The following is a 14477-nucleotide window of genomic DNA, read 5'->3' as shown; positions in this document are numbered from 1 at the left end:
GGTGGCAACGCCTGAGGGCGGTCTCGTCCTCATCCTCGGCGGAGCGCGCTCGGGCAAGAGCCGGTTCGCCGAGGCGCTGGTGGAGGCCGCGCCCGGTCCCTGGGCCTATATCGCTACCGCCGAGGCGCACGACGGCGAGATGGCGGCGCGCATCGCGCTCCATCGCGCCCGCCGCCGCGCGGGGTGGGAGACGCTGGACGCCCCGCTCGACCTCTCCGGCGCACTGGCGGCTCTGCCGGATGGCCGGCCGGCGCTGGTGGACTGCCTGACGCTCTGGCTCACCAACCATCTTCTGGCGGACCATGACCTCGACGCCGAGGCGGAGCGCCTGCTGGCGGCGCTTGCGGCGCGGGCCGGCCTCACGGTCTGCGTCTCGAACGAGGTGGGCTTCGGCATCGTGCCGGACAACGCGCTTGCCCGGCGCTTCCGCGACGCCGCTGGCCGGCTGAACCAGCAAGTCGCGGCGATCGCCGGCCGCGTGACGCTGGTGGTCGCCGGCCTGCCGCTCGATCTCAAGACGCCGGGAGGCGCCCCATGAGCGATCTCACCCCCGATCCCGCATCCACCGGCGAAGCCGAGCGCCACCGCGCCAAGATGGAGAAGCGCAAGGCGGTGCAGGACGCCGAGGTGGCCGGCAAGACCATCGAGAAGGGCCTGCTCCTGGTCCATACCGGCCCCGGCAAGGGCAAGAGCACCGCCGCCTTCGGCCTCGCGCTGCGCACGCTGGGGCGCGGCGGGCGCGTGGGGGTGGTGCAGTTCATCAAGGGCGCCTGGTCCACCGGCGAGCAGGAGGCGTTCGCCGCCTTCGGCGACCGCGTCGCCTGGCACACCATGGGCGAGGGCTTCACCTGGGAAACGCAGGACCTCGCCCGCGACCGGGCCGCCGCCGCCCGCGCCTTCGCCAAGGCGCGCGAACTGATGGCCGACGAGAGCATCGGCCTTGTTGTCCTGGACGAACTGAACATCGCACTGCGCTACGACTATCTCGATCTTTCCGAAGTGATCGACGCACTGACGGCGCGCCGGCCCGGCCTCCACGTGGTCGTGACGGGCCGCAACGCCAAGCCTGAGATGATCGCGGCGGCCGACCTCGTCACCGAGATGGGCCTCGTGAAGCACCATTTCGCCGCCGGGGTGAAGGCGCAGCCGGGCATCGAGTTCTAGCCCGTGGCGGCGCGCGCGCTCATGTTCCAGGGCACCGGCTCGGATGTGGGCAAGTCGCTGCTGGTGGCGGGGCTGGCGCGCGCCTTCGCGAACCGGGGCCTCGCCGTGCGCCCGTTCAAGCCGCAGAACATGTCGAACAACGCCGCGGTGACGGCGGACGGCGGCGAGATCGGCCGCGCCCAGGCGCTCCAGGCGCGGGCGGCTCGGGTTCCGCTCTCGGTGCACATGAACCCGGTGCTGCTGAAGCCCCAGGGGGAGACCGGCGCCCAGGTGGTGGTGCAGGGCAAGGTGTTCGCCACCGCACGCGCGGCAGCCTACCAGTCGCTGAAGCCGCAATTGATGCCGCAGGTGCTGGACAGCTTCGCGCGGCTGAAGGCCGAGGCCGACCTCGTTCTCGTGGAGGGCGCGGGCAGCGCCTCCGAGGTGAACCTGCGCGCCAACGACATCGCCAATATGGGCTTCGCCCAGGCCGCGGGCGTGCCGGTGGTACTGATCGGGGACATCGACCGGGGCGGCGTCATCGCCAGCCTGGTCGGCACCAAGGCGGTGATCGATCCGGCCGATGCGGCGCTGATCTCAGGCTTCATCGTCAACCGCTTCCGGGGCGATCCGGCGCTGTTCGCCGACGGCATGGCGCGCATCGCCGAGCTGACCGGCTGGCGGCCCTTCGGCCTCGTGCCGCATTTTGCCGATGCCGTGCGGCTTCCGGCCGAGGACGCGCTGGCGCTTGCCGCCCCGCCGCCCGCCAAGGCGGGCGCGCGGCGGCGCGTGTGCGTGCCGATCCTGCCCCACGTGTCGAACTTCGACGATCTCGACCCGCTCGACGCCGAGCCGGACATCGAGGTGCGCCGCCTGCGCCCGCATGAATGCCTGCCGCCGGATGCCGACCTGGTGCTGCTGCTGGGCTCGAAGTCCACGCTCGCCGACCTTGCGGCGCTCAAGGCAGGCGGGCTGCACCACGACATCCTCGCCTTCGCCCGGCGCGGCGGGCGGGTGCTCGGCCTGTGCGGCGGCTACCAGATGCTGGGCCGGACCATCGCCGATCTGGAGGGCGTCGAGGGCGAGGCGCGGATCGCCCGCGGCCTGGGCCTCCTGGACGTGCACACGGTGCTTTCCGGCGAGAAGCGGCTGGTGGAGGTGGCGGGCACGGCGCTCGGCGCGCCGGTGCGCGGCTACGAGATGCACATGGGTGTCACCACCGGCCCAGACACGGCGCGCCCCTTCGCGCGGCTGGAGGGCGGGGCAGGGGAGGGTGCGACCTCGGCGGACGGGCGCATCGCCGGCACCTATCTGCACGGCCTGTTCGCCGCGGATGCCTTCCGGTCGGCCTTCCTCGCGCACATCGGAGCGGCAGCGGACGGCGCAAACTTCGAGGCGCGGGTCGACGCCGCGCTGGACGCCCTCGCGGCCCACCTCGCCGCCCATCTCGACCTCGACGCCTTGCTGGCTGCCGCCCGCTGACAGCGCGCGGCATGCGGCGCGGGGGGACGCAATCAGCTGAACAGCACCGTCTGCACGATCGCGCCGAGAAGGATCAGGGCGATCAGCATGCCGTCCGCCCGGCGGTAGAGCGCGAGCGCGCGCCTCACGTCCGCGGCGCCCGCTTCGCGGCGGCCGTCGCCCATGTAAGCATCCTCGGTCGGCACGCCGGCATAGACCTTCGGGCCGTTGAGCTTGAGCCCCAGCGCCCCGGCCATGGCGGCCTCGGGCCAACCGGCATTGGGCGAGCGGTGGCGCAGCGCGTCGCGCCGCATCGCCTCGGTCGCGAGGCCGGCAGAGGCGCCCGGCATGAGCGCGGCCGCACCCACCAGGAGCCAGCCGGACAGGCGCGAGGCCGGCATGTTCACCGCGTCGTCGAGCCGGGCGGCGGCCCGGCCGAAGGCGGAATGGCGCGGCGTGAGGTGGCCGATCATGCTGTCGGCGGTGTTTATCGCCTTGTAGGCCGCGGCACCGGGAAGGCCCGCTGCCGCCATCCAGACCACCGGAGCGACCACGCCGTCGGAGAAGTTTTCGGCGAGGCTCTCGATGGCGGCGCGCGCCACGCCGTGCGCGTCCAGCGTCTGCGGATCGCGCCCGACGATGTGGCTGACGGCGCTGCGGGCCTGCGCGAGGTCGCCGCCCTCCAGCGCCTCGGCGACGCGCTCCACATGCTGGTGCAGCGAGCGCTGGGCGATCAGCGTGCTGCCCATGAGTGCGAGCAGGAGGAGGCCGAGGGCGCTGCCGGCGAGCGCGAGCTGCAGCAGCAGTGCGGGCAGCGCGGCGGCGAGGACGACGAAGCCGATGGCGACGACGCCGCGCTTGCGCCGGCGCTCTTCGGGCAGGCTCTCGCTGTTGAGCGCGCGGTCGAGCAGCCCGATCAGCCGGCCGATCCACATCACCGGATGGCCGATCCGGCGCACCAGCCAGTCGGGGTACCCGACCAGAAGCTCGATCACCATAGCGAGCGCCGCAATCTCGAATGCCATTCCCCACCCCGCGCGCCGGCACCTTGGCCTGGACAGCGCCGCAATTTGCGGCGAACTAACCGTGTCGATCAAACCCCTGTGAGTCACCCCAGGAAGATACCGCCAATCACCGGTTCCGAATGGTGCGTTGCAACAATCTCTTGGCAACACACGCGGAAACGATGTTAGCATTTCCAGGCTCGGCCGTTCAGTGCGGCCCTGGGAGTACGACATGGCGGTCAATTCTCTCCTGAAATCCCGCTCCGGCTGGCAGGCCGAGGATATTCGAGAGCCGACTGTGCCCATGATTCCGGACAATCTGCGGGTTTATGCGGTGGGCGACATCCATGGTCGCCTCGACCTGCTGACCACGCTCCACGAGGCGATCGACGAGGATATCGAGCTTCACCCCGGCCCTCAGTGCATCGAGGTCTATCTCGGGGACTACGTAGACCGCGGCCCCCAGTCGGCCGGCGTCATCGACGTGCTCATGGAGCGCGTGCGCACCCGCAACGCGATCTGCCTCGCCGGCAACCACGAGGAGATCATGCTGGACGCGCTCACCTCCCAGGAGGCGTTCGCGAACTGGCTGCGCCTCGGCGGAGTGGAGACCGTGTTCTCCTATGTGCAGCCCTCCGGCATGCTCGACCAGTCGCAGCTGTGGACCGAGTGGCGTGCCGGCATGCGGGTCGACCATGTGGACTTCCTGCGCCAATTGCCCACGACCTATGTGTGCGGCGACTATCTGTTCGTGCATGCCGGCCTCCGGCCGGGCGTGAGCCTGGCGGCCCAGAGCCGCAGCGACATGCTGTGGATCCGCCGCGAGTTCTTGGATTACCCGCATTCCTTCGGCCATCTGGTGGTGCATGGGCACACGCCCATCCCCAGCGCCGAGGTTCTCAGCAACCGGATCAACATCGACACCGGCGCCTACGCGACCGGACACCTCACCTGCCTCGTGCTTGAGGGTGTCGACCGGTTCCTGATTTCCACCTGAGGGACCCCGCGCCGCTCGCCCCCGCCCGTGCGGTCCTTGAGCCGCCATGGGGGACCGTGCGCGCCGTTCGGGCGTGATGTCGCCTGGGCGTCGGAGAGGCGCCGGGCGCACCGGCCCGACGGAATGATCCCGCCCGCCCCAAGGCCTTAACCCGACATCACTTTCCGCTACGGCAATGCCGCGAGAATCGTTGTGGCGACGAGATTCGCGGGTTTCTGACGGGCGCCAATTTATTAACAAAAGGTTAACGAGTAGAGGTGAGGTATCATGGAACGTTAAGATCGTGGCGACCTGTTGCATTCCGGGCACAGGCGCTATCCAATCGTCCCACCGCCGACCCCCGAAACCCCCGGTCGATGTTCGAGTTCGGACGCCCGTGCTACTAGCCTTTACGGACCGAAAGAGGGGTGGGCTGTGTCGAAGCTTCGGGACATTTTGCGTCTATGCGCAACGGCGGGCAGTCTCGCCGCGCTCGGCGCGCTTGCCGGATGCAACTTCCTCCCCGCCTCGGGTCCCTATACCAGCGAAATCCAGAACAACCGGAAGGATACGGACGGCTTCAACTACAAGCTCGTGCCGATGGGCGCGGAAGCGGTTCGCGTACTCTCCTTCCAGGAGCGTGAAGGCCTTATCGGTACTTTCCGCGGCGACCAGCGCCCGCCGCCCCGCGTGAAGGTGGGCATGGGCGACGAAGTCGCGGTCAGCATCTTCGAAGCGTCGTCCGGCGGCCTCTTCATCCCCGCCGAGGCCGCCTCCCGCGCCGGCAACTTCGTCGACATTCCCCGCCAGACGGTGGACAACAACGGCAACATCTCGGTCCCGTATGCCGGCCTGATCAAGGCCGTCGGCCGCGAGCCGGCGCAGATCGAGGCGGAGATCGTCGAGCGGCTGCGCAACCGCGCCATCGAGCCCCAGGCGGTGGTGTCCGTGACGCAGCAGCGTTCGTCCTGGGTGACGGTGATCGGCGAAACCAGCGGCTCCATCAAGTTCCCGCTCCGCTCCACCGGAGAACGTGTTCTCGACGCGGTGGGCCAGGCCGGATCGTTGGCCAACAAGGGCTACGACACCTTCCTGACCCTGCAGCGCAATGGCCGCGAGGGGACGATCAGCTTCAACCGCCTGATCCGCGAGCCGGCCAACAACGTCTATCTGCAGCCGGGCGACACGATCTACATCTATGCCCGCGCCCGCAAGTTCCTGGCGTTCGGCGCCTCCGGAGCGCAGGGCGAGTTCGCGTTCGGCGACGACACCGTCACGCTCAGCCAGGCGCTCGCCAAGGCCGGCGGCCTTTCGGACGGTCAGGCCGATCCGCAGTCGGTCTTCATGTTCCGCATGGAGGCGCGCAGCACGCTGGAGCGCATGGGCGTGGACGTGAGCGACGTGCCCCCGGGAGCTGGCCGCGTGCCGACCATCTACACGGTCAATCTCGGCGATCCCACCGGCTTCCTGCTCGCGTCCAAGGTCTATATGCGCGACAAGGACATCATCTATATCTCGAACGCTGGCGCGGTCGACCTCGCCAAGTTCCTGCAGATCGTGCTCCTCGCCGCCACCACGGCCCGCGAGATCGGCGACGCCCAGAACGTCCTGGTGCCCTGACAGGGGTCTCGGACACACCTTCGGCACCGGCCCGGTATCTGCCCGGCCGGGTTCCGGGCGGTTGTTCGGATGCTACGGTCATGCCGAGCGCATGACGGCGGTATCTGGAGGAATGCGGCGGGCCTGCGTCTCGCTGTCGCCCCTTTCCCAGAAGCCACCCTTCTCCCCACCGTCGCTCCTCGGCTCGACCGGAGGGCCCATCCTCCAGCCGGGCGCACGGCGGGCAGGGTGGGTGGACGCTCCGGTCAAGCCGGAGCATGACGGCGGTTCGGTGGATGCGGCGGGCATTTGAACCCGCACTCATCTGCGGATCCGCATGGATCGGGGTGCCTCCCGCGCGACATGTCCGTGCTTCTGTTAGGATGGGCGCTCGCGCGAGCGAAAGACCGCGGACCTCGGCTTTCGCCGTGCGCCGGCCCGCTTTGTCCGTGAGGACCGACAGACACGACGAGGTGCCATGTTCATCGCCTTCTTCGAGGCCCTGAAGTCCGCCGGCGTCCCGGTCTCGGTGCGGGAGTATCTCACCCTCATGGAGGCGATGGACGCCGACCTCGCCGAGCGCCAGGTCGACGCCTTCTACTTTCTCGCCCGCGCCTGCCTCGTGAAGGACGAGCGCCACCTCGACCGCTTCGACCGCGTCTTCGGCCAGTGCTTCAAAGGCCTGGAGGCGGCGCTCGGCGAGGAGGGGCACGCCATCCCCGAGGAATGGCTGCGCAAGCTCGCCGAAAAGCACCTCACCGAAGAGGAGAAGCGCCAGATCGAGGCGCTGGGCGGCCTCGACAAGCTGCTGGAGACACTCAAGCAGCGCCTGGAGGAGCAGAAGGGGCGCCACCAGGGTGGCTCCAAATGGGTCGGCACCGCCGGCACCTCGCCGTTCGGCGCCTACGGCTACAATCCGGAAGGCATCCGCATCGGCCAGGACGGCAACCGCAACTTCCGCGCCGTGAAGGTCTGGGACAAGCGCGAGTTCCGCGACCTCGACGGCGAGGTCGAGCTGGGCACCCGCAACATCAAGGTGGCGCTGCGCCGCCTCAGGAAGTTCGCCCGCATCGGCGCGGCGGAGGAGCTGGACCTCGACGGCACCATCCGCGAGACCGCCCGCCAGGGCTATCTCGACGTGCGCCTGCGCCCCGAGCGGCGCAATGCGGTGAAGGTGCTGCTGTTCCTCGACGTGGGCGGCTCCATGGACTGGCACATCGCCCAGTGCGAGGAGCTGTTCTCGGCCGCGCGCTCCGAGTTCAAGCACCTGGAGCACTATTACTTCCACAATTGCGTCTATGAGAGCGTGTGGCGCGACAACCGCCGCCGCGCCGCCGAGCGCACCCCGCTCCACGAGGTGCTCCACACCTATGGCGGCGACTACAAGCTGATCTTCGTCGGCGACGCCTCCATGAGCCCCTACGAGATCACCATGGCCAACGGCTCGGTGGAGCATTCCAACGCCGAGCCGGGAAAGGTATGGCTTTCCCGCCTGCTCTCGACCTACCAGAAGGCGGTGTGGCTTAATCCGGTGCCGGAAGCCCATTGGGGCTACACCGAATCCATCCGCCTCGTGCGCCATATCATGGAGGGCCGCATGTTCCCGCTCACCGTCGAAGGTCTGGATGGCGCCATGCGGGAGCTGACGTGAGCGCCGATATCCGGGACGCCCGCCCGAGCCCCGCCCAGGCTGCCGAGCGCGTGTGGTGGGGCGCCGACGCGACCTATGCCTACCAGCCGCGCCTCGGCGGGCCGGGCACGCGGGTCACGCTCACCGGAGACGCGCTGGCTTATGCCGTCGGCCCGCGCGAGGGCCGGCTCTCGCTGCGCGACGTGGCGGGGGTGCGGCTGCGTTTCCATCCGGCCAAGTTCGCCCATTCGAGCTACGAGACCGAGGTCCGCACCTGGGGCGGGGAGAAGCTCAAGCTCGGCTCCACCTCGCGCACCTCGATCACCGGCGTGAAGGACCAGGGGACCGAGTATGCCGCCTTCGTGCGCGCGCTGCATGAGCGCCTTGCAAATCTGGAGACGGCGGGCGGCTTCCGCGGCCAGCCGCCGGTGGTCTATCGCGGCGGCTTCTCCGCGCTGCGCTGGTGGCTGGTGGCGGTACTGGGCTTCGCGACGCTGGCCGGGCTGGTGGCGATCTTCGGCATCGCCCTCATCGACCGGCAATGGAACTTCGCCGCCTTCCTCGCCGTGGTGTCGGCCTTCGTCGCCTGGCCCACGGTGGAGATGATCGCCCGCAACCGCCCCGTGCGCTACACCGCCCGCGCCTTGCCCGAGCGCCTGCTACCGGGTTGAGGCGGGCGCCGCCGCCTCCTCCTCCTCGGCCTTCTTCAGGAGGCCGGTGGCGACGTCCGCAAGGCGGGGAGCGGGCAAAGCGGCGAAGGGCATGGGCCGGGTCACGGCGATGGCGGCGAGGCCGAGCCGGGCCGTCAGGAGGCCGTTCACCACTCCCTCGCCGAGACGGGCGGAGAGCCGCGCGGCCAGCCCCTGGCCGACGATCTGCTGCACCAGCGTATCGCCCGCCGCCATGCCGCCGGTGATGGCGAGGTGGCCCACCACGTGGCCGGCGAGCCGCAGCATGCCGAGCGCACCCGGCCGTCCGCCATAGAGCAGCGCCAGCGACCGCACGAGCCGGGCCGCCGTGAACAGCACGAAGGCGAGGTCGATCAATGCCTTGGGCGAGACGGCGGTGACCACGGAAACGCTCTTGGCCGCATCCGACACCATCTGCCGCGCCCGCGCATCCAGCGCCGGCAGCAGCGTGCGCTCGGTGAGGCGCACCAGGTCGGCGCCGTCGATGATGCCGCTCATATGGCCGTCGAGATCGGCGCGGGCGCGCGCCAGGGTCGGCTTCTCGGCGGCGAGGCGCAGCATGTCGCGCGCCACCGTCTCGGCCACGGGCCGGTCGTCTGCGGCAATGGCGGCGGCGGCGCGGGTGCGGATGTCGTCCAGCTTCGACAGGCGCGAGAGGCCGGCCACCTCGCGGCCGACGATGATGAGTGCGGCCAGCACCAAAAGCCCCGCGAGGGCGAGGCCCACATAGCCGAGCCATTCGGCCTGGGCGAACAGGTCGGTGATCAGCCGGCTGATCGCGAGATAGAGGCCGAGGCTGGCGAGCCCGCCGACGGCCGACCAGAACAGGCCGCTCCAGGAGAGGCCCCGGCGGCGCGGGCGCGCCTCGGCCGGCAAATCGAGGGCGGCGATCTCCGCCTCGATCGGCTCGGGCGCCAGCGTGACCTCGGCCTCGTCGAGCTTGAACACCTGCGGCCGGTGGCGCCGCTGGGCGGTGTGCGCCGCCGGGTGGGGCGCCGCTTGGGGCTTGGCCGCCCCCGGGGGGCGGGCGCCGTGATCCTGGCTCATGGGGCCTTCCGTTCCTTGCCGCGGCGCAGCCGTCAGCCGAACCGGTCGCCCAGCAGGAACTGGAGCGCCCGGTCCAGGCGAATATGGGGAATGGGCTTGTCCGCGCCAATGCCGGCCGGCGGGCGGAAGCGCAGGAAGCGGAAGTCGGCGTCCTCGGCGCTGGCGGAGGCGAGGCCCCGGAACCCGGCGCCGGAGGGGTCGAACAGCGCGTCCGGGTCCGCCGGCAGCTCGCCGGGGAACACCGCCACCTCCTCGATGCCGTCGAACACGTGGCCGCCCGCCTCCTGGCCCGCCTCCGGAGTGCCGACGATGGCGCTCAGCTCGTGGCCCCCGCGCGTCACCCGCGCCTCGCGTGTCGCGCGGATGGCGGCGAGCGCAACCACGTCGAGCGCGGCGCCCCCCTCGCTCGCCCGGCCGCGGGCGCGGTCCACCAGACGGGCGAGGATCGCCTCCAGCCGGTCGTGACTTGTGCGGTGCAGGTGGTCGGCCTTGGTGGCGGCGAACAGCACCTTTTCGATGCGCGGCCGGAACAGCGCACTGACGAGGCTGTTCCGCCCGGTGCGGAAGGCGGCGAGGATACCGTCGAGCGCGCGTTCGAGGTCGGCGAGCGCCGCCGGCCCGGCATTGAGCGCGGCGAGCGCGTCCACCAGCACGATCTGCCGGTCGAGCCGGGCGAAGTGGTTGCGGAAGAAGGGGCGCACCACGGCGCTCTTATAGGCCTCGAAGCGGCGTTCCATCATCACCCCGAGCGAGCCCGAAGGGAAGGCGCGCTCCGGCGGGTCGAGCGGGGCGAAGGTGAGGGCGGGGGAGCCTTCCAGCTCGCCCGGCATCAGGAATCGGCCCGGCGGCAGCAGGCTCATGGCCACGGTCTCGGCGCGGCAGGCGGCGAGATAGGCGGTAAACAGACCGGCCAATTCGCGCGCCTTGCTTTCGTCCGCCGGCCGGGTCGGGTCGGCGGCCGTCAGCGCTGCGAGATAGGGGCCGGCGAGCGCCGCGCGGGCGGGGGCGCGGGCCAGATCCAGGCTCTGGCGCGAGAAGGCGGCGAAATCCATGTCCAGCAGCGGCAGATCGAGCAGCCACTCGCCGGGATAGTCCACGAGGTCGAGGGTGAGCGAGCGCATGGCGCCGCGCGGGCTCGCATAGCGCACCAGGATGCGCAGCTCGCTCACCCGCGTGGTGGAGGAGGGCCAGGCACGCTCCTGCGCCAGCGTCGCGAGATGGTCCTCATAGGCGAAGCGCGGCACCGCGTCGTCGGGCTGCGGCTCCAGCACGGCGCGGGCGATGCGGCCGGATTGGGCGGCTTCGAACACCGGCAGCCGCCCGCCTCTGGTGAGGGCGTGGATCAGCGCCGTCGTGAAGATCGTCTTGCCCGCCCGGGAGAGGCCGGTGACGCCGAGCCGGAGCGTGGGATGGGCGAGGCCCTCCATGCGGTCGGCCAGCGACATCACGGCGATGCGCGCGCCCTCAATGGCGTCGCTCCAGGCGGCCATGCCTATTTGTCCGGGGCGAGGGTGCGGGGCGTGACGAAGCGGTCGAGCCGGCCGGAGGCGGGCGCCAGCTCCGCCCAGTCATCCACCGGAATGTCGATCACAGCCAGCGCGCCGGTGGGGAACTTCTCCGCCATGCGCTCGATCGGCCGGATCGGCCCGGACGCCACCAGCAGGTCGGAGAGGTCCTGGAGGCCGGGATTGTGGCCCACCAGCATCAGGGTGTGCGCGCCGCGCGGCTGCTCGCGCAGCACCGCGACAAGGCGCGCGGCGCTCGCCTCGTAGAGCCGTGGCTCGCTCGCCATGTCCACCACCTGCGGCAGGGCGGCGCCCACCAGTTCCCAGGTCTCGCGGGTGCGGCGGGCGGGGGAGACCAGCACCCGGTCGGGGATGAGGTTCTCGGCCGCCATGTAGGCGCCCATGCGCGGCGCGTCGGCGCGGCCGCGGGCGGCGAGCGGCCGCTCCTGGTCGGCGACGCCATCGGGCCAGTCGGACTTGGCGTGACGCAACAGCATGAGGCGGCGCATGGCGATGTCCCGGCGAGGAACGACTGGCCCTCCCTTATGGTGCCGGCGGGCGCCGCGCAAGCCAGCGGACGGCGCGCGCCCCGTCACCGCCCCGTCACGGCGGCGCCACAGCCGCGTCCCACAAGGCGCGCGATCGGGCGCCACGCAGGCGCCGAATCGCCCCATAGTCGCCGTTCGAAGCAGGACCCCATGACCAGCATACTGCCCCGCCCCAAGAGCACGGGCGCATCCCCGAACGGCGCGCCGGGCGCCGAGCGCGGCACGGACCGCCGGCGCATCCTCGACTGCGAGGTGGTCGTCGTCGGCTCCGACCTCGCCGCCTTGGCGCTGGCGCACCGGCTGGCGGGGGCGGGGCGCGAGGTGGTGCGGCTCGCGGTTCCCGCCGACCCGGCGCTGCCGCTCGACGACCTGCTGGCGCCGGGCTTCGCCATGCCGGCCCGCGCGCTGGTGCACCGGATTGGCGAGGACGATGCCGGCGCCCTGTGGGCGCTGTCGCGCGAGGCGGCGGCGCAGGGGCGCGATCTCGCCAAGGCGGTTGGCGTTCCGCTCGGGCCGAAGGGCGCGCTGCTGGCGGCGCGCCCGCACGCGGCCGGCCGTCTCGCCGACGAGCAGGAACTGCTCGCCCATATCGCGCCGGGCACGGCGCGCCTCGTGGCGGGCGCCGACCTCGAACGGCTGATCGGCAGCGGCAGCTTCGTGGCGGCGCTCGGCCTCGTGCCGGCGGTGCGCATTCCGGCGGGGGCGCTGGCCGCAGCGCTCGCGCGGGCGGCCGCCTCGGTGGGCATCCAGGAGATCGCCGCCGACGGCGCGGTCGCTTGCGACCTGAAGGGCCTGCGCAAATATGTCGACCTGCCGAACCTGCGCATCCGCGCGTTCGAGGTCATCCTGTGCGGCACCGCCATCCTGCGCGCGGGCGCGCCGCACCTCGCGGCGGGGCTGAAGGCAACCCATTTCGCCGCCGGCCGGGTGCCGCTTGCCGGCGCGCCGCCGGCCTATGGCGGGCGGGTGCGCGAATATGGCGGCCTCGGCATCGACTACCATGCGGACGAGAGCGGGCTCGTGCTCGCGGTCGAGACGGCGCTGCCCGTGCGGACCGCCGCAGGTGCCGCGCGCATCCTGTCTCGTACTGCGCGCGGCCTGCTGCCGGACGGGCCGGCCGGCCGGCCGGAGGGGCGCGGCTACCGCATCCTTTCGGCGCCGCACGGAATGCCGGTGGCCGGGCGTATCGACAAGGGCGTCCACGTGATCGCCGGCCTCGGCCTCCAGCCGGTGTCCGCGCATTTGCTGACGGCGGCCCTGGTGGCCGAGGCGATCGGCGGCCGAGATGACCGGCTGGCGCTGCTCCAGCCCTTCCTGGCCCTGGAGCCGCGCGGCACCCTGGCGGCGCTTGCCGACATGGCCGCCGTCTGGCGCGCCCAACTGTCGGTGCGGGCCGCGCCGCGCGCCGAGGTGAGGGGCGGGGAGGCGCAGCCCGAAGCCGTTCCGGCCGCCGTCGCCCCGCGCCCGGCACCGCCGGCGGGGCGCCCGCGTGGCCGATCTGCAACGCCGCCCGGCTATCGTGCCGGCGGCGTTGACCCGGCAGAGCGTTAACCTCATTTTGCATCAACGGCTTTTCCGGTCCCGCCGCGCCGCGCCTGCGCGCTTGTCTTGGGACTTCCTAAAGCCGCCGGCCGCAGAATGGCCGCAGGTTCTGTCAGAGGTTTCCCCCATGGTTGCGTTGCCCCGCCTGCGTTCCGTCCTGCTCGCCGCCGCGCTCACCGCCGGAGCAGGCGGGGCCGCGGGGGCTGCCGACATGTTCTCGCCGCCGCCGGCGACGCCCGTGGCGCCGTCGGTGAACGAGGACTGGTATCTGACCATCGGCGTCTCCGGCTCAGCCGAGCCGAGCTATCCCGGCGCAGACAATTACTCCTTTCGTCCCGGCCTCATCTTCTCCGTCCGCAAGGCGAGCCAGCTCAACGTGTTCCGCTCCATCGACGACAACCCGTCGCTGGCCTTCTTCGACACCGGCAATTTCCGCGTCGGCGCGGTGGGCCGCATCGACTGGGGGCGGAATGCCAGCGATTCGTCGCGACTCACCGGCCTCGGCGACGTGGGCGCCTCGGTGGAGGCCGGCGGCTTTGCCGAGTGGTACGTCACCGACTGGCTGCGCACCCGCGCGGAACTGCGCTACGGCGTCGGCGGCTTCGAGGCCGTCCGCGGCCTGCTCGGCGCCGACGTGATCGTGCCCTACGGCCAGTGGCGCTTCGCCATCGGCCCGCGCCTGACCTATGGCGGCGCCGGCTACATGGAGACCTTCTTCGGCGTCACGCCGCAGCAGGCGGCGGTCGCCACCTTCCTCGGCAATCCCATGCCGGCCTACAAGGCGGGCGCCGGGTTCGACCTGGTCGGCGCCACCGCGCAGCTCACCTACAATTTCCGCAACGGCTTCGAGACCGGCGCCTTCGCCAGCTACGGCCGCCTCCTGGGCGACGCCGCGTCCTCGCCGCTCACCAGCGACGCTAACCAGTTCATGGCCGGCGTCTCGGTCAGCTACACCTTCAACATCGGCAAGTCCTGGTGGTGACGTCCTGGTGGTGACGTCCTGGTGGTGAGCCGCCGCGCGGCCGCCTGAGGACGGCGTTCGCCCTGGCGGCGGGCGGCGCAGGCGCGCCGCGTTGCAGGCGCTCGATCCTTTACCCGGCGCACCCCTTGTAACTATGGCTCTGCCGGATCGGGTATAGTCCCGGTTGCGGTGGCGGACGGGAGACCGGTGCCCCTGAGGGACCCCAAGCCCGTGGGAGAGCAAGGGTCCTCGTCCGCCGTTCCATCGAACCCGAACAGTCGCTTGGGCCGCTCGAAGCGAAGCCCGCTTGCGCAAGGATGGGATCGGATGGACGCTCTCAACATCGGCATCGACGTGGCCAAGGACCGGCTC

At 71.3% G+C, this 14477-nt stretch carries 13 protein-coding genes; 9 read left to right on the top strand and 4 right to left on the bottom strand.

Annotated features, from left to right (window positions below; all coding sequences use genetic code 11):
- Position 1: 1 nt before the first annotated feature.
- From cobU to D9R14_RS20085, 3 genes are read left to right on the top strand one after another with little or no spacing between them, the layout of a single operon-like run.
- A complete protein-coding gene (gene cobU / locus D9R14_RS20095; RefSeq protein WP_245420914.1) occupies positions 2-538 on the top strand; it encodes a bifunctional adenosylcobinamide kinase/adenosylcobinamide-phosphate guanylyltransferase in 537 nt (178 codons plus the stop codon).
- Positions 535-1164 (top strand): cob(I)yrinic acid a,c-diamide adenosyltransferase, encoded by a 630-nt coding sequence (gene cobO / locus D9R14_RS20090; protein ID WP_121625143.1) that lies wholly within the window; start codon positions 535-537, stop codon positions 1162-1164. The genes cobU and cobO overlap by 4 nt, the downstream gene beginning before the upstream one ends.
- A 21-nt stretch (positions 1165-1185) precedes the next feature.
- Positions 1186-2625 carry a cobyric acid synthase gene (locus D9R14_RS20085; protein ID WP_121625219.1) on the top strand — a complete coding sequence of 480 codons (1440 nt, stop codon included), beginning with the start codon at positions 1186-1188 and terminating at the stop codon, positions 2623-2625.
- Between the two features lie 32 nt (positions 2626-2657).
- Here D9R14_RS20085 and cbiB read toward each other — a convergent pair whose 3' ends face one another.
- Entirely contained in the window at positions 2658-3629 is a 972-nt protein-coding gene (gene cbiB, locus D9R14_RS20080; protein ID WP_121625142.1) for an adenosylcobinamide-phosphate synthase CbiB, read from the bottom strand.
- Positions 3630-3840: 211 nt separating this feature from the next.
- Here cbiB and D9R14_RS20075 point away from each other — a divergent pair, with 211 nt between their 5' ends.
- From D9R14_RS20075 to D9R14_RS20060, 4 genes are all read left to right on the top strand, one after another.
- Positions 3841-4605 (top strand): metallophosphoesterase family protein, encoded by a 765-nt coding sequence (locus D9R14_RS20075; protein ID WP_121625141.1) that lies wholly within the window; start codon positions 3841-3843, stop codon positions 4603-4605.
- 414 nt (positions 4606-5019) lie between these two features.
- On the top strand, positions 5020-6204 hold the full coding sequence (locus tag D9R14_RS20070) for a polysaccharide biosynthesis/export family protein (RefSeq protein WP_121625140.1): 1185 nt from the start codon (positions 5020-5022) through the stop codon (positions 6202-6204).
- A 457-nt stretch (positions 6205-6661) separates the two neighbouring features.
- A complete protein-coding gene (locus D9R14_RS20065; RefSeq protein ID WP_121625139.1) occupies positions 6662-7834 on the top strand; it encodes a vWA domain-containing protein in 1173 nt (390 codons plus the stop codon).
- Positions 7831-8484: a hypothetical protein gene (locus D9R14_RS20060; protein WP_121625138.1), complete on the top strand. Its 654-nt coding sequence runs from the start codon at positions 7831-7833 to the stop codon at positions 8482-8484. Before D9R14_RS20065 ends, D9R14_RS20060 begins: the two co-directional genes overlap by 4 nt.
- On the opposite strand, the gene D9R14_RS20055 is transcribed toward D9R14_RS20060, so the two are convergent.
- The 3 genes from D9R14_RS20055 to D9R14_RS20045 are packed head-to-tail and all read right to left on the bottom strand — an operon-like array spanning position 8473 to position 11563.
- Positions 8473-9549: a YcjF family protein gene (locus D9R14_RS20055; RefSeq protein ID WP_121625137.1), complete on the bottom strand. Its 1077-nt coding sequence runs from the start codon at positions 9547-9549 to the stop codon at positions 8473-8475. The two genes, D9R14_RS20060 and D9R14_RS20055, sit on opposite strands and share 12 nt — an antisense overlap.
- A 32-nt stretch (positions 9550-9581) precedes the next feature.
- Positions 9582-11039, bottom strand: a complete 1458-nt coding sequence (locus tag D9R14_RS20050) for a YcjX family GTP-binding protein (RefSeq protein WP_121625136.1) — start codon at positions 11037-11039, stop codon at positions 9582-9584.
- A gap of 2 nt (positions 11040-11041) precedes the next feature.
- Entirely contained in the window at positions 11042-11563 is a 522-nt protein-coding gene (locus D9R14_RS20045) for a SixA phosphatase family protein (RefSeq protein ID WP_121625135.1), read from the bottom strand.
- A 189-nt stretch (positions 11564-11752) separates the two neighbouring features.
- Here D9R14_RS20045 and D9R14_RS20040 point away from each other — a divergent pair, with 189 nt between their 5' ends.
- A complete protein-coding gene (locus D9R14_RS20040) occupies positions 11753-13153 on the top strand; it encodes a hypothetical protein (protein WP_121625134.1) in 1401 nt (466 codons plus the stop codon).
- Positions 13154-13271: 118 nt separating this feature from the next.
- Positions 13272-14126, top strand: a complete 855-nt coding sequence (locus D9R14_RS20035; RefSeq protein ID WP_121625133.1) for a MipA/OmpV family protein — start codon at positions 13272-13274, stop codon at positions 14124-14126.
- Positions 14127-14477: the final 351 nt, after the last annotated feature.

Source organism: Xanthobacter tagetidis (genome assembly GCF_003667445.1).
GTDB lineage: Bacteria > Pseudomonadota > Alphaproteobacteria > Rhizobiales > Xanthobacteraceae > Xanthobacter > Xanthobacter tagetidis.
The sequence above is the reverse complement of the archived record's forward strand: the minus strand, read 5'-3'. Positions and strand labels throughout refer to the sequence as shown.

What these genes read in the sequence shown, in the direction of transcription:
- cbiB (WP_121625142.1), bottom strand. Translation starts at nt 3,629, where the DNA reads ATGGCATTCGAGATTGCGGCGCTCGCTATGGTGATCGAGCTTCTGGTC.
- D9R14_RS20045 (WP_121625135.1), bottom strand. Translation starts at nt 11,563, where the DNA reads ATGCGCCGCCTCATGCTGTTGCGTCACGCCAAGTCCGACTGGCCCGAT.
- D9R14_RS20065 (WP_121625139.1), top strand. Translation starts at nt 6,662, where the DNA reads ATGTTCATCGCCTTCTTCGAGGCCCTGAAGTCCGCCGGCGTCCCGGTC.
- D9R14_RS20050 (WP_121625136.1), bottom strand. Translation starts at nt 11,039, where the DNA reads ATGGCCGCCTGGAGCGACGCCATTGAGGGCGCGCGCATCGCCGTGATG.
- D9R14_RS20035 (WP_121625133.1), top strand. Translation starts at nt 13,272, where the DNA reads ATGGTTGCGTTGCCCCGCCTGCGTTCCGTCCTGCTCGCCGCCGCGCTC.
- D9R14_RS20055 (WP_121625137.1), bottom strand. Translation starts at nt 9,549, where the DNA reads ATGAGCCAGGATCACGGCGCCCGCCCCCCGGGGGCGGCCAAGCCCCAA.
- cobO (WP_121625143.1), top strand. Translation starts at nt 535, where the DNA reads ATGAGCGATCTCACCCCCGATCCCGCATCCACCGGCGAAGCCGAGCGC.
- D9R14_RS20075 (WP_121625141.1), top strand. Translation starts at nt 3,841, where the DNA reads ATGGCGGTCAATTCTCTCCTGAAATCCCGCTCCGGCTGGCAGGCCGAG.
- D9R14_RS20040 (WP_121625134.1), top strand. Translation starts at nt 11,753, where the DNA reads ATGACCAGCATACTGCCCCGCCCCAAGAGCACGGGCGCATCCCCGAAC.
- D9R14_RS20085 (WP_121625219.1), top strand. Translation starts at nt 1,186, where the DNA reads ATGTTCCAGGGCACCGGCTCGGATGTGGGCAAGTCGCTGCTGGTGGCG.